This is a genomic window from Bradyrhizobium sp. B124, assembly GCF_038967635.1.
Taxonomy (GTDB): domain Bacteria; phylum Pseudomonadota; class Alphaproteobacteria; order Rhizobiales; family Xanthobacteraceae; genus Bradyrhizobium.
Map to the genome: position 1 here is coordinate 6,286,203 of NZ_CP152413.1, position 17,113 is coordinate 6,303,315.

15 protein-coding genes are annotated in these 17,113 nt (G+C 64.8%); 8 read left to right on the forward strand and 7 right to left on the reverse strand.

The annotated features are described in order from the left end of the window. Positions 1-7: 7 nt before the first annotated feature. The 7 genes from AAFG13_RS29835 (at position 8) to AAFG13_RS29865 (ending at position 7,231) form a co-directional block, all read left to right on the forward strand. Complete coding sequence (locus AAFG13_RS29835; RefSeq protein ID WP_212312880.1) at positions 8-1,312, forward strand: TRAP transporter permease; 1,305 nt, start codon at positions 8-10, stop codon at positions 1,310-1,312. Positions 1,313-1,316: 4 nt separating this feature from the next. Further along, on the forward strand, positions 1,317-1,778 hold the full coding sequence (locus AAFG13_RS29840) for a DUF3237 domain-containing protein (RefSeq protein ID WP_342709042.1): 462 nt from the start codon (positions 1,317-1,319) through the stop codon (positions 1,776-1,778). Between the two features lie 257 nt (positions 1,779-2,035). After that, a complete protein-coding gene (locus AAFG13_RS29845; protein WP_212311734.1) occupies positions 2,036-2,830 on the forward strand; it encodes a crotonase/enoyl-CoA hydratase family protein in 795 nt (264 codons plus the stop codon). Further along, entirely contained in the window at positions 2,827-4,710 is a 1,884-nt protein-coding gene (locus tag AAFG13_RS29850) for a feruloyl-CoA synthase (RefSeq protein ID WP_342709043.1), read from the forward strand. Before AAFG13_RS29845 ends, AAFG13_RS29850 begins: the two co-directional genes overlap by 4 nt. Before the next feature lie 20 nt (positions 4,711-4,730). Beyond that, entirely contained in the window at positions 4,731-5,492 is a 762-nt protein-coding gene (locus tag AAFG13_RS29855) for an SDR family NAD(P)-dependent oxidoreductase (protein ID WP_212311732.1), read from the forward strand. 63 nt (positions 5,493-5,555) lie between these two features. After that, positions 5,556-5,975 carry a thioesterase family protein gene (locus AAFG13_RS29860; RefSeq protein WP_212311731.1) on the forward strand — a complete coding sequence of 140 codons (420 nt, stop codon included), beginning with the start codon at positions 5,556-5,558 and terminating at the stop codon, positions 5,973-5,975. A gap of 104 nt (positions 5,976-6,079) precedes the next feature. Continuing rightward, positions 6,080-7,231 carry an ABC transporter substrate-binding protein gene (locus AAFG13_RS29865; RefSeq protein WP_212311730.1) on the forward strand — a complete coding sequence of 384 codons (1,152 nt, stop codon included), beginning with the start codon at positions 6,080-6,082 and terminating at the stop codon, positions 7,229-7,231. Between the two features lie 75 nt (positions 7,232-7,306). Here AAFG13_RS29865 and AAFG13_RS29870 read toward each other — a convergent pair whose 3' ends face one another. Genes AAFG13_RS29870 through AAFG13_RS29880 form a run of 3 tightly spaced genes read right to left on the reverse strand, consistent with a single transcriptional unit; the run spans position 7,307 to position 10,850 of the window. Further along, the gene (locus AAFG13_RS29870) at positions 7,307-8,038 is read right to left on the reverse strand and encodes an ABC transporter ATP-binding protein (RefSeq protein WP_342709044.1); all 732 of its coding nucleotides are present in this window, start codon (positions 8,036-8,038) and stop codon (positions 7,307-7,309) included. Further along, positions 8,035-9,804, reverse strand: coding sequence for a branched-chain amino acid ABC transporter ATP-binding protein/permease (locus AAFG13_RS29875; protein WP_342709045.1), 1,770 nt, complete (start codon positions 9,802-9,804; stop codon positions 8,035-8,037). Before AAFG13_RS29875 ends, AAFG13_RS29870 begins: the two co-directional genes overlap by 4 nt. Positions 9,805-9,809: 5 nt before the next feature. Further along, positions 9,810-10,850 carry a branched-chain amino acid ABC transporter permease gene (locus AAFG13_RS29880; protein WP_212311727.1) on the reverse strand — a complete coding sequence of 347 codons (1,041 nt, stop codon included), beginning with the start codon at positions 10,848-10,850 and terminating at the stop codon, positions 9,810-9,812. Between the two features lie 180 nt (positions 10,851-11,030). On the opposite strand from AAFG13_RS29880, the gene AAFG13_RS29885 reads away from it, so the two are divergent. After that, on the forward strand, positions 11,031-11,549 hold the full coding sequence (locus AAFG13_RS29885) for a MarR family transcriptional regulator (protein WP_097676731.1): 519 nt from the start codon (positions 11,031-11,033) through the stop codon (positions 11,547-11,549). A gap of 53 nt (positions 11,550-11,602) precedes the next feature. Here AAFG13_RS29885 and AAFG13_RS29890 read toward each other — a convergent pair whose 3' ends face one another. From AAFG13_RS29890 to AAFG13_RS29905, 4 genes are all read right to left on the reverse strand, one after another. Further along, positions 11,603-12,886 carry a glycerate kinase gene (locus AAFG13_RS29890; protein WP_342709046.1) on the reverse strand — a complete coding sequence of 428 codons (1,284 nt, stop codon included), beginning with the start codon at positions 12,884-12,886 and terminating at the stop codon, positions 11,603-11,605. A 21-nt stretch (positions 12,887-12,907) separates the two neighbouring features. Beyond that, on the reverse strand, positions 12,908-14,140 hold the full coding sequence (locus tag AAFG13_RS29895; protein WP_212311725.1) for an ABC transporter substrate-binding protein: 1,233 nt from the start codon (positions 14,138-14,140) through the stop codon (positions 12,908-12,910). A 191-nt stretch (positions 14,141-14,331) separates the two neighbouring features. Next, positions 14,332-15,558 (reverse strand): ABC transporter substrate-binding protein, encoded by a 1,227-nt coding sequence (locus AAFG13_RS29900; protein ID WP_342709047.1) that lies wholly within the window; start codon positions 15,556-15,558, stop codon positions 14,332-14,334. A 159-nt stretch (positions 15,559-15,717) separates the two neighbouring features. After that, positions 15,718-16,947: an ABC transporter substrate-binding protein gene (locus AAFG13_RS29905; protein WP_342709048.1), complete on the reverse strand. Its 1,230-nt coding sequence runs from the start codon at positions 16,945-16,947 to the stop codon at positions 15,718-15,720. Positions 16,948-17,113 lie beyond the last annotated feature (166 nt).

Consider the following 17,113-nt stretch of genomic DNA (forward strand, 5'->3'; position numbering starts at 1 on the left):
TCTCGATTTGAGTCCCGAGGCCGTCGCCGTCATCGGCTTCGTCTGCCTGTTCGCGCTGATGCTATTGCGCGTGCCCGTCGGCATGGCGATGGGCCTCGTCGGCATCACGGGCTTTGGCTATCTCACCGGCTTCGCCCCGGCGCTGAAGCTGGTCGGCCAGACCACGATGCGCACGGTGACGGATTATTCCTTCGGCGTGATTCCGATGTTCCTGCTGATGGGCGCCTTCGTGTCGGTTTCGGGCATCAGCCGTGAGCTGTTCCGCGCCGCAAACACTTTTGTCGGCCACTGGAAGGGTGGGCTCGGCATTGCGACCATCGCCGCCTGCGGCGGCTTTGCCGCGATCTCGGGCTCGTCGGTTGCGACCGCCGCGACCTTCTCGGCGGTGGCCTATCCCGAGATGCGCCGCTTCGGCTATCCGCAATCGTTCTCGACCGGCGTGATCGCGGTCGGCGGCACGCTCGGGGCGATGCTGCCGCCATCCACCGTGCTCGCGGTGTACGGCATCATCACCCAGCAGGACATCGGCAAGCTGTTCATCGCGGGCGTGGTGCCGGGCCTGCTCGCGATCGCGATGCACATGATCACGATCGGCATCATCGGCGTGACGCGGCCGGGGTTCCTGCCGGCAGGCAAGAAGGCGTCGTGGCATGAGCGCGCCATGGCTATGCGCGACGTCTGGTCGCCGCTGCTGCTGTTCCTGTTCGTGATCGGCGGCCTCTATGGCGGCTTCTTCGTCCCGACCGAAGCGGGTGCGGTCGGCGCCGTCGGCGCCTTCATCATCGGCATCCTCCGCGGCAAGCTGACCAGGGACGGCATCCTGCAATCGCTGCTGCAGGCGACGCGCACCGCGGCAGCGGTGTTCACGGTGCTGATCGGTGCGCTGTGCTTCGGCTACTTCCTCACCATCACCCAGACGCCGCAGAACGTCACCGAATTCCTCACCGGGCTCGGCATCGGTCCTTACGGTGTGCTGGCGCTGATCCTCCTGATGTATCTGGTGCTCGGCTGCCTGATGGACGCGATGGCGATGGTGATCCTCACCGTGCCGATCGTGTTCCCGGTGGTGACCGCGCTCGGTTTCGACCCGATCTGGTTCGGCATCATCATCGTCATGACGGTGGAACTCGGACTGATCCATCCGCCGGTCGGCATGAACGTGTTCGTGATCAAGAGCGTGATCAAGGACGTCAACATGTCGACAATCTTCGTCGGCGTGCTGCCGTTCGTGATCACCGATTTGATCCGGCTGGTGATCCTGATCCTGTTCCCGCTGCTCGCGACCTGGCTGCCGCAGCGCATGATAGGTTAGATCCATGACCCCGGAGCTTCACACCAGATATGTCTTCACCATCACCGCCCGGATCGCGGAGGTGACCTCCGCCGGCGACATCGGCACCGGCGTCCGCCGCATCATTCCGATCATCGGCGGCGAGGTGAGGGGCGAGACCGTCAACGGCAAGGTGCTGCCGTTCGGCGCCGACTTCCAGATCATCAGGCCCAGCGAGCTGATCGAGCTGGAGGCAAAGTATGCCTTCGAGACCGACGACGGGGCCGTCGTCTATGTCGAGAACAAGGGCATCCGCTTCGGGCCGGTCGATCTGCTCGAGAAGCTCAAGCGCGGCGAACCGGTCGACCCCAAGCTGATCTATTTCCGCACCGTGCCGAAATTCGAAACCGGCGCCGAAAAGTACCGCTGGCTGATGGAGCACATCTTCGTTGCCTCCGCCGCCCGCCACGCCGACCGCGTCGTGATCGACGTGCATCAGGTGTTGTGAGGCTCCGCTCCCATCCTCCCCTGGAGGGGGAGGATCGACGCGCATGAAAATGCGCGGCGAGGTGGGGTGATCTCTCCACACGGGCACTGTCCGGGTGGAGAGAGCGTCACCCCACCCCGCCTCACATTCCGCTTCGCTTCATGTGAGCCGACCCTCCCCCTCCAGGGGAGAGTGAAGTCCTGCGCCGCCACGCCCGTCTTGACTCCTGTGATGATAGTTATAAAACATAACTATTCTGAATAGGAAACAATAACGCCATGGGAAACGCTGCCGACGCGGGTGATGCCTCGCTGCTCAGGATCGAGATGCGAGGGGCGGTGCTGACCGTCGGTCTCAACCGGCCGGCCAAGCGCAATGCGCTCAACGACGGCATCATCCTGGCGCTGCGGGACTGCTTTTCCGCGATTCCCGACGCGGTCGGCGCCGTCGTGATCCATGGGGTCGGCGATCATTTCTCGTCCGGCCTCGATCTCTCCGAACTCACCGAACGCGACGCCACCGAGGGGCTGGTGCATTCCCAGATGTGGCACCGCGTGTTCGATCGCATCCAGTATTGCCGCGTGCCCGTGATCGCGGCGCTGAAGGGCGCGGTGATCGGCGGCGGGCTGGAGCTGGCCTGCGCCGCGCATATCCGGGTCGCCGAGCCGTCGGCCTATTTCGCGCTGCCCGAGGGTCAGCGCGGTATCTTCGTCGGCGGCGGCGGATCGGTGCGGCTGCCGCGCCTGATCGGCGTGCCCAGGATGGCCGACATGATGCTGACCGGCCGGGTCTATTCGGCGACCGAGGGCGCGGCCTACGGCTTCTCGCAATATCTCACCGAGGCCGACGGCGCGCTGCCGAAAGCGCTGGAGCTTGCCGAGCGCGTTGCCGCCAATGCGCCGCTGACCAACTTCGCGGTGTTGCAGGCGCTGCCGATGATCGCCGAGGCCAATCCGCAGACTGGCCTCTTGATGGAATCGCTGATGGCGACGGTAGCGCAGAGCGACAAGGAAGCCAAGAAGCGCATCCGTGCGTTCCTGGATCGCAAGACCGCCAAGGTGAAGCCGACATGAGCGCCAAGGCTGATATATCTGCGTCTGCGTCCACTACGAGTGCGCATCCGCTGCGCCCGATCTCGTTCGGCAACCCCGACGTCACCGTCGAGCGACACGACGACGGCACGATCTATCTTCGCCCCAAGCTCAAGCTCGCCGATTATCCAGCTCGCCTCACCGACCGGCTGCATCACTGGGCAAACGCCGAGCCGAACCGCGTGTTCATGGCCGAACGCGCCGCCGGCGGCGGCTGGCGCCAGATCACCTACGCGCAATTGCTGGAGACGACCCGACGCCTTGCGTCCGCCCTGATCGCGCGCGGGCTGTCGGCCGAGCGGCCGATCGTGATCCTGTCGGGCAATTCGATCGATCACGCGCTGATCGCGCTCGGCGCGCTCTATGCCGGCATTCCGTTCTGCCCGGTCTCGCCGGCCTATTCGCTGGTGTCGCGCGACTACGGCAAGCTCGGCTTCGTCATCAAGCTTCTGACGCCGGGCCTGGTCTTCGTCGACGACGCCGACAAATTTGCCGACGCGCTGCGCGCCAATGTCGGACCCGATGTCGAGATCGCGGCAAGCCGCGGGACCGTGCCCGGCCGCGAGGTGACGCGGCTCGCCGATCTGATGGCAACGCCGGAAGAGCCGCGGCTCGACGCGACCCACGCCGCCATCGGTCCGGATACGATCGCAAAGTTCCTGCTGACGTCGGGCTCGACCGGCAATCCCAAGGCCGTCATCAACACCCAACGCATGATCTGCGCCAACCAGGTGATGCTGCGCGAGACATTGGCGTTCCTGAAGGACGAGCCGCCGGTGATTGTCGACTGGCTGCCGTGGAATCACACCTTTGGCGGCAACCACAATGTCGGGCTGACGCTCTATAACGGCGGCTCGATGTATCTCGACGAGGGCAAGCCGATGCCCGGCGGCATCGAGGAGACCGTGCGAAACCTGCGCGAGATCTCGCCCACGGTCTATTTCAACGTGCCCAAGGGCTATGAATCGCTGCTGCCCTATCTCCGCGACGATGCCGGCCTGCGGGCAAAGTTCTTCCACCGGCTGCATGCGATGTTCTTCTCGGGCGCCGCGCTGTCGCCGTTCATCTGGAACAGCCTCGATGCGCTCGCGGTGCAGGAGACGGGCTATCGCGTGCCCATGCTGACCGGGCTCGGCGCCACCGAGACCTCGCCGTTCTTCATGTCGGTGCGGCCCGATACCAGCCGTTCCGGCCATGTCGGACTTCCGGTGTCGGGCAATGACGCGAAGCTGGTGCCCAACAACGGCAAGCTCGAAGTGCGTGCCAAAGGCCCGAACGTGACGCCGGGTTACTGGCGACAGCCCGAGCTGACCGCCAAGGCATTCGACGAGGAGGGCTTCTACAAGTTCGGCGACGCGCTGAAGCCCGCCAACACTGGTGATCTCGATGCCGGGTTCGATTTCGATGGCCGCATCGCCGAGGATTTCAAGCTGGCAAGCGGCACCTGGGTCAGCGTCGGGCCCTTAAGGGCGCGCTTCGTCGGCACCTGCGCACCGCTGGTGCGCGATGTCGTGATCGCGGGGCTGAATCGCGACGAGCTGGCGGCGATCGTGATCCTCGATCTCGATGGCTGCCGCCTGATCAATCCACAGCTTGCCTCTGGTGACATCGCGGCTGCGGCCAACGACCCGCTGGTGCGTGCTGCCTTCCGTGAACGTTTCGCGCGGGTCCTTGCGAGCGCCACCGGCTCGTCGAACCGGATTGCGCGGGCGATCCTGCTCGACACGCCGCTGTCGATCGATCGCGGCGAGGTCACCGACAAGGGCTCGATCAACCAGCGTGCGGTGCTGGAGCATCGCACTGACATCATCGAAGCGCTCTATGCGCCGGTGCCGCCGGCATCGGTGATCAAACTCGTCTGACCAATTAAGGAGAGAATGCCATGCAGTTGAAGGACCAGGCCGCCATCGTCACCGGCGGCGCATCGGGATTGGGTGCTGCGACCGCGCGCCGTCTGGCTGCGCAGGGCGCCAAGGTCGCGGTCTGCGACCTCAACGCCAAGCTGGCCGAGAGCGTCGCCACCGAGATCGGCGGCATTCCTGTGGTCTGCGACGTGGCCGATGCAGCGGCGGCCGAAGCCGCGGTCGCTGCTGCCGCCAAGGCGCACGGTCCGGCCCGCGTGCTTGTCAACTGTGCCGGCATCGGGGTGGCCAAACGCGTGATCGGCCGCGAGGGGCCGATGGCGCTCGCTGACTTCGACAAGGTGATCAAAATCAATCTGATCGGCTCGTTCAACATGCTGCGGCTTGCGACCGCCGAGATGGCGAAGCTCGAACCGCTCGCGACCGGCGAGCGCGGCGTCGTTATCTCGACGGCTTCGGTCGCGGCCTATGACGGCCAGATCGGGCAGGCGGCCTATTCGGCCTCCAAGGGCGGCATTGTCGCGATGACCTTGCCGATCGCGCGCGAACTCGCGCAATTCGGCATCCGCGTGCTGACCATCGCGCCCGGCCTGTTCATGACGCCCTTGCTGGCCGGCCTGCCGCAGGAGGCCCAGGATTCACTCGCTGCCGCGATCCCGTTCCCGCGCCGGCTGGGGCATGCCGACGAGTTCGCCTCGCTGGCGCTGCACATGATCGACAATCCCTATCTGAACGGCGAAGTGGTGCGGCTCGATGCCGCGCTCCGGATGGCGCCACGCTGAAGCATGATCCGGAAGAGCGCAAAACGCCCTTCCGGATCGATCACGCTCAACCGAGGATAGACCATGTTCGTCAACCGGCGCGACGTGCAGATCCAGTGGGGTGATTGCGACCCCGCCAACATCGTCTACTATCCGCGCTACTTCGCGATGTTCGACGACTCGACCTCGATCATGTTCGAAGCGGCCGGTTGCTCGAAGCAGGACCTCGTCCACAAATACGGCCTGGTCGGCATTCCCATGGTCGACACGCGGGCGAAATTCCACATCCCGTCGACCCATGGCGACTGGATTACCATCGAGAGCCGGATCGAGAGCATCAAGCGCTCGAGCTTCGAGGTGGTGCACCGCGTGTTCAAGGGCGAGGCATTGGCGATCGAGGCATTCGAGACCCGGGTGCTGGTCGGCCGCCACCCGGACGATCCCGCCAAGCTGAAATCGGCGCCATTTCCGCAGGAGATCATCGACCGCTTCCTGAAGGGCTGACTTGTTCAGGGCTGACTTGCGGCCCCTCATGACCTAAAGAAGGGGGGTGAATTGGCCCGCAAAACTGGTTTAAACCCAAAGAACATATCCGCAGGGAGGAATGAATGAGGAAGGCCACTCTCGCCGCAGCAGTGCTCGCAGCTGCTATCGCGCTGCCGGGCGCGTCAGCACTGGCGCAGACCAATGAAATCACCATCGGCATCTCGATCTCGACCACCGGCCCCGCCGCAGCGCTCGGCATTCCTGAGCGCAACGCGCTCGATTTCGTGCCGAAGGAGATCGGCGGCGTGCCGCTGAAGCTGATCGTGCTCGACGACGCCGGCGATCCGACGGCAGCGACCACCAACACGCGACGCTTCGTCACCGAGTCCAAGGCCGACATCATCATGGGCTCCTGCATCACGCCGACGACGATCGCGGTATCGACGGTCGCCAACGAGGCCGGCATCCCGCATCTCGGTCTCGCGCCGTTCCCGATCAATGAGGCCCGCGCAAAGTGGTCGGTCGACCTGCCGCAGTCGATTCCGATCATGGGCAAGGTGCTCTACGAGCACATGAAGGCGCACAACATCAAGACCGTCGGCTATATCGGCTATTCGGATTCCTACGGCGATCTCTGGGTCAACGACTTCAAGGCGCAGGCTGTGCCGATGGGCCTGACCATGACCGATGAGGAGCGCTTCGCGCGTCCGGATACGTCGGTCGCGGGCCAGGTGCTGAAGCTCGTCGCCGCCAATCCCGACGCCGTCCTGGTCGGCGCCTCCGGCACCGCCGCGGCGCTGCCGCAGACCGCGCTGCGCGAGCGCGGCTACAAGGGCCTGATCTACCAGACCCACGGTGCCGCCACGATGGACTTCATCCGCATCGCCGGCGCGTCGGCGGAAGGCGTCATCATGTCGGCGGGCCCGGTGATGTCGCCGGAAACCCAAGCCGACAGCGCGCTGACCAAGAAGCCGGGCCTGACGCTGAACGCGGCCTATGAAGCCAAGTACGGCGCCAACAGCCGCAGCCAGTTCGCCGGCCATTCCTTCGACGCCTTCGAGGTGCTGAAGCGCATCATCCCGACGGCGCTGAAGACCGCCAAGCCCGGCACGCCGGAATTCCGCGAGGCGATCCGCCAGGCGTTCATCTCCGAGAAGGAGATCGTGGCGAGCCAGGGCGTCTACAACTGGACCGAAAAGGACCGCTACGGCCTCGATGACCGCTCGCGCATCCTGCTGACGGTCAAGGACGGCAAATACGTCCCGGCGATGTGAGCTGGTCGCGATCTGCGGAAACGAAGAGCCGGTCCCGATGAGGGGCCGGCTTCTTCACGAGCGGGGCGCTGGCGCCTAGATCGCGCTCTCGCCTTCGAGCTGGAAGCCGAGATAGCTCGCGGCGACGCCCTTGTTGGCGGCGATCTCCTTCGCGGAGCCGCTGAGCACGAACTCGCCGAGCTCCATCACATAGGCGCGGTCGGCGATCTGCAGCGCGGCCTGGGCGTTCTGCTCGACCAGCAGCACTGAGACGCCGGCTGCGCGGAGCTCGCCGACGATGCGGAAGATGTCGGCGACGATGATCGGGGCGAGGCCGAGGCTCGGCTCGTCCAGCATCAGCAATTTCGGCGCGCCCATCAGCGCGCGGCCCATCGCCAGCATCTGCTGCTCGCCGCCGGACAGCGTGCCGGCGAGCTGCTTGCGCCGCTCCTTGAGCCGCGGAAACAGCGTGTAGACCCGTTCCATCGAGGCCGCCGCGGTTGCCTTCGCGATCCGGAAGGCGCCGAGCTCGAGATTGTCCTCGACATTCATGGTGCCGAACAATTCGCGATGCTCGGGCACCAGGCTGAGGCCCGTTGCGACGCGGTCCTCGATGTCGAGCGGCGCGATGTCGACGCCGGCGAAGGCGGTGCGGCCCCGCAGCGGCAGTACGCCCATGATGGCGTTGAGCAGCGTGGTCTTGCCGGCGCCGTTGGCGCCGATGATGGTGACGATCTCGTTCTCGGCAACGTCGAGCGAGACGCCGCGCACGGCTTCGACCTTGCCGTAGGCGATATGGACGTCGGCAACCGTCAGCAGAGCACTCATGCGGCGGCTCCGAGATAGGCCTTGATCACGTCGGGGTTACGCTTGATCGCGGCCGGCGTGCCCTCGGCGATCTTGGTGCCGAAATCCAGCACCACGATGCGGTCGGCGAGATCCATCACGAACCCCATGTCGTGCTCGACCAGCAGCACCGACATGCCGCCGTCGCGCAATTGCCGGAGCAGCGCGGCCAGCCGCTGCTTCTCCATGTGGCGCAGCCCGGCCGCCGGTTCGTCCAGCAGCAGCAGCATCGGGTCGACGCACAGCGCACGCGCGATCTCGACGATGCGCTGCTGCCCGAGCGACAGCGAACCCGCGAGCTGGTCGATCTGGTCGGACAGGCCGACGCGCGCGATCTGCCGCGCGGCTTCCGCCAGCAGTTTCGCCTCGTCGGTGCGGTCGAGCCGCAGCATGCTGGAGACCGCCCCGGAATTGCCGCGCAGATGCGCGCCGATCGCGACGTTCTCCAGCACGGTCATGTCGGGCACCAGCTTGACGTGCTGAAACGTGCGGGCAACGCCCAGCTTGACCACCTCCTGCGGCGGAGCGTTCGCGACCTCGTTGCCGAGCACGGCGATCTTGCCGCTGGTCGCGCCCAGGACGCCGGTGATCAGGTTGAAGGTCGTGCTCTTGCCGGCGCCGTTCGGGCCGATCAGCGCGACGATCTCGCGGGCGTTGACGTCGAACGAGACGTCGTTCACCGCGAGCACGCCGCCGAACTGCTTGCGCGCCTTGTCGATGTGCAGCAGGACCGGAGACGTTCCCGCCGCCCGTTCACGGTGTTCCAGCTTCACCGATGTGTCCGGCGTCTTGCGCGCCGGCTTGAACGGCAGGTGCGACATCAGCCAGGGCCAGACGCCCTGCGGTGCGAGCTGCAACAGCAGTACCAGCATGATGCCGAACACGATGGTCTCGAGCTGGCTCTGGCCGCCGAAGATGTAGGGCAGGTAGCTCTGCAGCACCTCTTTCAGGATCACGACGATGCCGGCGCCGAGCACGCCGCCCCAGACGTAACCGGCACCGCCGACGACTGCGATGAACAGATACTCGATGCCGGCCTGCGCGCCGAACGGCGTCGGGTTGGCGGCGCGCTGGAAATGCGCATAGAGCCAGCCGGACAGGCCGGCCAGCACCGCCGCATAGATGAACACCAGGAGCTTGGCGCGCGGCGTCTGCACGCCGAACGCCTCGGCCGCGATATGGCCACGCCGCAACGCGCGGATGGCGCGCCCGGTGCGGGAATCCAGCAGGTTCATGGTCAATAGCGCCGAGAGCAGCACCGCAACCCAGATCGCGTAGTAGATCGTGTCCGGGCTCAGCATCTTGAACGAGCCGATCGAGAGCGGCGGGATACCCGAAATGCCGTCGTTGCGGCCGAGGAATTCCAGCTTGCTGAACAGGTAGAACAGGCCGATGCCCCAGGCGATGGTGCCGAGCGGCAGATAGTGGCCTGACAGCCGCACCGTGACGATGCCAAGCAGCACCGCGGCAATGCCGCTGACCACCAGCGAAGCCGGCAACGTCAGCCACGGCGAGACGCCGTAGGCGGTGGTCAGCACCGCCGTGGTGTAGGCGCCGAAGCCGCAGAACGCGGCCTGTCCGAACGAGGTGAGGCCGCCGACGCCGGTGAGCAGCACCAGCCCCATCGCGACCAGCGCGGCGAGGCCGATATTGTCGAGTAGCACGATCCAGAACGGCGGAATGCCCGGTAGCAGCGGGATCACCGCCATTACGAGCGCGAAGATGATGAGAGGAAGCCGCTGTGTCATCGCGCTCAGTCCTTCTCTTCCTCGACCTGGGGCGCTGCGAGCGAGCGCAGCACCAGGACGGGAAGGATCAGCGTGAACACGATGACTTCCTTGAAATTACTGGCGTAGAATGACGAGAAGGCCTCGACGATGCCGACCACGATGGCCGCGACAGCGGTCAGGGGATAGCTGACCAGGCCGCCGATGATGGCGGCGATAAAACCCTTCAGGCCGATCAGGAAGCCGGTGTCGTAATAGAGCGTCGTGATCGGCACGATCAGGATGCCGGAAATCGCGCCGATTACGGAGGCGAGCAGGAATGCGATCTGGCCCGACAGCGTGGTGCGGATGCCGACCAGGCGGGCGCCGAGGCGATTGACCGCGGTGGCCCGCAGCGCCTTGCCGGTCTTGGTGTAGCCGAAGAACAGCCACAGCCCGACGATGAAGCCGATCGTCAGGCCGTAGACGGCGAGGCTCTGGCCGGTGAAGCGCAGCGGACCCGCGGTCACCGCGGCGCTCGACAGCGCCGGGGCGCGCAGGCCTTCGGCGCCGAAGAACACCAGGCCGAGGCCTTGCAGCGCCAGATGGCAGCCGACCGAGGCGATCAGGAGCACCAGCACGGAGGTATGCGCGATCGGCTGGAAGGCGATGCGGTAGAGAAACAGCCCGATCGCCGCCACGATCAAGAGGGCCAGCGCAATGTTGACGGCGATCGGCGTGTTGGGACCAACCAGCGCATAGACGAGGCCGAGCAGCGCTGTGGGAAAGACGATATTGAGCGCCACCGAGCGGATCACCAGCCGGGCATGCAGCGCCTTGCGGGCGAAGAACAGATCGAGCGCGAACGCGACGAGGCCCATCGCGACGGCAAGGCGCACGGTGCCCGGCACCTGGCCGGTCGCCAGCATGGCGTAGCTCAACGCGCCGTAGGTGACGAATTCGCCCTGCGGGATCAGGATCACCCGCGTCACCGCGAACACCAGCACCAGGGCCAGCCCGAGCAGTGCGTAGATCGCGCCATTGGTGATGCCGTCCTGCAGCAGGAACAGCATGATCGTTGTGTTCAAGGCCGAGCGCTCCCCCTCAAGCGTCGGACCGCCGCAGCCGGCTGTGCCGGTCGGGTCGGCCGAGATCGGCTGTTGATAGCCGTCGATATTTGATATGGTGCATAACGATTATTAGATATAATCTCAAGGTCCCCGAGCGTCCCGCGGGGTTTTTTGTACCGGGATTGCGAGCCTGGAGCGATGACTGTTTCCAAAACCGCCTCCGATGCCGTCAGATCGTCGCGTGCCCTGCGCAGGGAACCGGTCGATCCTGCCGGGGACGACAGCATGCTGCAACTGGGCGAACTGTCCGGATTGCTCGGCTATTCGTTGAAGCGTGCGCAGCTCAAGGTGTTCGAGGACTTCCTGCGCTGCGTCGCGCCGCTGCAACTGACGCCGGCGCAGTTCTCGGTGCTGCTGCTGCTGGACAAGAATCCGGGCCGCAACCAGACCGAGATTGCCAACACGCTCGGCATCCTCAGGCCGAATTTCGTCGCCATGCTCGACGCGCTCGAGAGCCGTGACCTTTGCGCGCGGATGCGCTCCACCAATGACCGCCGCTCCCACATCCTGGTCCTGACCGACAAGGGCCGCGCCGTGCTGGCGCGCGCCAAGAAGCTGGTCGCCAATAAGCACGAGGCGCGGCTGATCGAGGTGCTCGGCCCGGCCAACCACGCCGCGCTGCTGGAGATGCTGGCCAAGCTCGCGCAGGAGTTTTGAGGCCCTGTCATTCCCCGGTGCGCAATTGCGCACCGGGGAATGACGAAGGTGGATCAATCCACCAGGATCACCCGCACGTCGTTGACGTTGGTCAGGGTCGGGCCGGTCAGCAACAGATCGCCGGTCTGCGCGAAGAAGCCCGTGGCGTCGTTGTTTTGGAGATAGGCCCTGGGATCGAGGCCGATCGATTTCATCTTCGCGAATGTCGCCTGATCGATCACGGCCCCGGCGGGATCAGTGGCGCTGCCGGCACCGCCATCGGCACCATCGGTGTCGGCGGCGAGCGCCGAGATGTCGGGCGTGTCCTTGAGCAGGTCGGCCAGCGCCAGCGCGTATTCCTGGTTGGGGCCGCCGCGGCCGTTGCCGCGCACCGTCACCGTGAGTTCGCCGCCGGAGATGATCGCGACGCGCTTGCCCTCACCGCGGGCTTTCAGTGCGAGCCTGGCGTGCCCGGCCGCGACGTCGCGGGCCTCGCCTTCGAGATCGGCGCCGAGTGCGATCGTCTCGTAGCCGGCGTCCTGCGCGACCTTCACCGCGGCGTCGATCGAGGCCTTGGGCTTTGCCAGCAACTCGAATGTCGCCCGCGCAAAGGCGGGATCGCCCGGCTTGCAGCTCTCGTTCCTGGGATCGTCGAGCGCGCGGCGGACCGCGTCATCGACCGAGAGGTTGTACTTGGCGACCAGCGCGCGGGCATCCGCGAGCGTGGTCGGATCCGGCACCGTCGGCCCCGAGGCGATCGCGGAGGGATCGTCATGCGGCACGTCCGAGATCGCCAGCGTCACGATCTCGGCGGCGTGCTGGCCGGCGCGTGCCAGCCGCCCCCCTTTGATGCGCGACAGATGCTTGCGGACGATGTTCATCTCGCCGATCGGCGCGCCGGAGCGCAGCAGCGCGCGATTGACCTGCTGCTTCTGGGCAAAGCTCACACCCTCGACGGGCGCGATCCAGTTCGCCGAGCCGCCGCCGGTCAACAGCACGAGCAGAAGATCATCAGGCGTGGCTTCCGCCGCCAGCCGCAGCGTATCGTCGGCCGCACGCAGGCCGGCCTCATCGGGCACCGGGTGGCCGGCCTCGACCACCTTGATGCGACGGGTCGGCACGCCATGGCCGTGGCGGGTGGTGGCGATGCCGACCAGCCGCGACGGTTCGAGGCCGAGCGTGTCGAGATAGTGCCGCTCCGCCGCCGCGGCCATGGCGCCGGCGCCCTTGCCGGCGGCGAGGCAGATCACGCGTCCCTTCGGCGCCGGCCGAAGCCGCGATGCCAGCACGACATCGGGATGCGCAGCCGCCACCGCGGCATCGAAGATCGAACGCAGGAAGGGACGACGGTCGGTCATGGCTGTGCTTTCGTTACGCGGTCAGTTTCCGGCGACTTCGCCGCTGATGACGTCGCCGAACAACTGCCAGCGCTCGCCTTTGAACTGCATCAGCTGCAATTGCTCGATCGGCTGGAAGTCGGCAGGACCGGTCGACAGCGTCACGCCGGGCAGCAGGCCGCCCTGCGCAAACTGCTTCAGGCTCGCCGCCTGCTTCATCACATTGGCGCGGGTGAGGTCGTCGCCGCAGCGGCGCAGCACCTCGACCATCGTGGTCGCCATATTGTAGCCCGTCATCGCCGAGGCATCGACGCGGTTGGTGTCGGGCATGTACTTGGCGAGCAGTTCGTCGAACGCCTTCATGCCGGCGTCGTCCTTCCACTGCGGGTCGCTGGCGTCCTTGGCGTAGGCCGCCGAGATCACGCCCTGCGCATTGTCGAGCCCGGCGGGACGCATCACCGTCGCGGTGGAGGCCGAGACGTTGGAGACGATGGTCACCGGCTTCCAGTTCATCTCACCGAGCTTCTTGATCGCCTGGGCGCCGAATTTCGGCGTGGTGAAGAAGATGATGACGTCGGGGTTGGCGGATTTCAGCCGCACCACATGGGAATCGATGGTGGGCTCGGCAACTTCGTAACTCTCCTTGGCGGCGATCCGCGCCGGATCGCTGGCGAAGCCGTCTTCCAGGCCCTTGAGGTAATCCTTGCCCATGTCGTCGTTCTGGTAGAGCACCGCGACTTTGGCGGCGGGCTTCTCCTTGAGCAGATATTTCGCGTAGATCCGCGACTCGCTCTGGTAGCTCGGCAGCCAGCCCATGGTCCACGGGAACGCTTTCGGATCGTTCCACTTGGTCGCGCCGGTGGCGACGAACAGCTGCGGCACCTTCTTGGCGTTGAGGTATTTCTGGATCGCGGTGTTGGAGGCGGTGCCGAGCGTGCCGAACAGGAACAGCACCTCGTCGCTCTCGACCAGCTTGCGCGCCTGCTCGACCGCCTTCGGCGGCGAATAGGCGTCGTCATAGGAGATGAAATTGATCTTGCGGCCGTTGATGCCGCCATCGTCGTTGACCTTCTTGAACACCGCCGCCATCGCCTTGCCGACCACGCCATAGGCCGACGCCGGACCGCTATAGGGCACGATGTTGCCGATCTTGATCTCGGTATCGGTTGCACCGGTGTCGTATTTCTTCTGCGCCCATGCGGCATTGCAGCTCGCGGCGGCGACGGCGAGGCCGAGCAGGGCGGTTGCGACACGGTGACGGATCGGCTTCGGCATTTCCCGAAAACTCCTTGTTGTTGCCGGCGCGCTGGGGGGCCGGGTTCTCTTCGGTTGTTGCCGGTTTTCCTAGCGCATTGCCGGGCAAAGTGTAAGCAGGCATTGCCCCGGGCCGGTCGCCCCATGATGAATGAAAAGCCCCCTGCGACGGTATCGCAGGGGGCCATTGTCGGTCGATTGTCGGCAGGAAATCAGCCGCCGACGTCGGCGCTGATGACGTCGCCGAACAGCTCCCATTTATCGCCCTTGAACTTCATCAGCTGCAACTGGCTGATCGGGGCGAAATCGTTTGCGGCGGTATTGATCTTGATGCCGGGCAGCAGCACTTCGGTGCGGAAGTCCTGCAGGCTCGCCGCCTGCTTCATAATGTTCTCGCGGGTGAGGTTGTCGCCGCACTGCTTCAGCACCTGAACCAGGGTCTGGGCCACGCCGAAGCCGACCACGGTGCCGCCGTCGAGCTTGTCGCCCTCGGGGAAGTCCTTGGCCATGAAAGCGTAGAATTCCTTCATGCCGGGATCATTGTCCCATTGCTTGTCGGAAGCGTCCTTCAGGTAGGCGGCGGAGATGATGTCCTGCGCATTCTCGAAGCCGGCCGGTTTGATCACGCTGCCGACTGAGGCCGACACGTTGTTGAGGAAGTGGGTCGGCTTCCAGCCGATCTCGGCGACCTTCTTGATCGCCTGCGCCGCGAATTTCGGCGTCGCGATGTCGATGAAGACGTCGGCGTTGCTGGCCTTCAGCTTGACGATGTTGCTGTCGATGGTCGGCTGGGAAGTCTCGAAGCTCTCCTCGGCGACGATCATGCTGGCGGCCTTCTGGCCGAGACCGTCCTTTAGTCCCTTCAGATAGTCCTTGCCGTAATCGTCGTTCTGGTAGAGCACGGCGATCTTGGCGTTCGGCATGTTCTTCAGGATGTACTTTGCGTAGATCTGGGTCTCGCTCTGGTAGTTGGGCTGCCAGCCCATGGTCCAGGGAAGGTCCTTCGGATCGTTCCACTTGGTGGCGCCGGTGGCGACGAACAGCTGCGGCACCTTCTTGGAATTCATGTATTTCTGGATCGCCGAGTTCGACGGCGTGCCGAGCGAGTTGAAGATCAGCAGTACCTCGTCGCTTTCGACCAGCTTGCGGGCCTGCTCCACGGCTTTCGGCGGCGAGTAGGCGTCATCGTAGGAGATGAAGTTGATCTTGCGGCCGTTGATGCCGCCGGCGTCGTTGATCTTCTTGAAATAGGCGGCCTCGGTGCGGCCGATGATGCCGTAGGCGGAGGCAGGTCCGCTGTAGGGCATGATGTTGCCGATCTTGATCTCGGTATCGCTCGCGCCGGTGTCGTATTTCTTCTGGGCAAGCGCAGCGCTGCTGGATGTCGCGACGAGCGCGAGCGCGGCCCCGAGGACCGCAAGTCTTGTGGTGGCGGACATCTATGTCTCTCTCCCTGTTGTCAGACGAATGCGTCGCGGCCCCCTGTTTCGAGGACTCTCTTGTTATTCGGTGAAAATACCATCTTACCCGGGTCGCCTCAATGAAAAGCCCCTGCGACAACGCCGCAGGGGCTCTCGTCTTTAGTCGACAATTCCGGGTTAACCGCCGACGTCGCCGCTCAAAATATCGCCAAAGCGCTCCCAGGTCTGGCCCTTGAAGCGGATCAATTGCAGTTGCGAGAGCGGCGCGAAATCGATCGCCGAGGTGTTGACCTTGACACCCGGCAACAGGCCGCCGGGTTCGTAATCACGAATGCTGGCCGCCTGCTTCATGACGTTCTCGCGGGTCAGGTCGTCGCCGCACGCCTTGAGCACATGCACCAGGCCCTGCGAGACGATGTAGGCGTACATCACGGAGGCATCGGCGCGGTTCGCTTCCGGATAGTATTTATCGAGGAACTCGTTCCAGGCGATCATTGCCTTGTCGGTCTTCCACTGCGGGTCGGTCGGGTCCTTGAAATATTGCGACGAGATGATGTCCTGGGCGTTCTCGAAGCCCGCTGGCTTGATCACGCTGCCGATCGATCCGGAGACGTTGTTGAGGAAATGCAGCGGATGCCAGTTGAGTTCGGCGTTCTTCTTGATCGCCTGCGCCGCGAATTTCGGAGTCGTGATGTTGAAGAACACGTCGGCGCCGGAGGCCTTGAGCCTGACGATGTGGGAGTCGATGGTCGGCTCCGTCACCTCGTAGCTGTCCTCGGCGACGATCATCGATGCGGCCTTGGCGCCGAGCCCGTCCTTGAACCCCTTCAGATAGTCCTTGCCGTAATCGTCGTTCTGGTAGAGCACCGCGATCTTGGCGTCCGGCTTGTTCTTCAGGATGTACTTTGCGTAGATGATGGACTCGCTCTGGTAGTTGGGCTGCCAGCCCATCGTCCAGGGAAATTCCCTCGGGTCGTTCCACTTGGTGGCGCCGGTGGCGACGAACAGCTGCGGCACCTTCTTCTGGTTCATGTATTTCTGGATCGCCGAGTTCGGCGGCGTGCCGAGCGAATTGAAGATCAGCAGCACCTCGTCGCTCTCGACGAGCTTGCGCGCCTGCTCGACGGTCTTCGGCGGCGTGTAGGCGTCGTCATAGCTGATGAAGGTAACCTTGCGGCCGTTGATGCCACCCTCGGCGTTGATCTTGCGGAAATAGGCCTCCTCGGTCTTGCCGATTACGCCATAGGCGGAAGCCGCCCCGCTGTAGGGCATGATGTTGCCGATCTTGATTTCGCTGTCGGAGGCACCGATGTCGTATTTCTTCTGCGCGACGGAGGGACTCGTGGTCGCTGCGAGCAATGCGAGGGCAGCCGAAAAGGCCCCCAACCGCAAACGGATAGCAGGCATTTTGATCTCCCTTGGATCACGGTGAATGTGTCACGATTTTTGGAGTGGGAGCACTTTGCGGCTCCTTTCGGCATTGAATACCTTTCGTCAGGTGCCAGCAACAGAAAGCCCCCCCGCGGCGCTGCCGCGGAGGGCGTCATTTAGTCGAACGCGTTGCGAGGAAAGC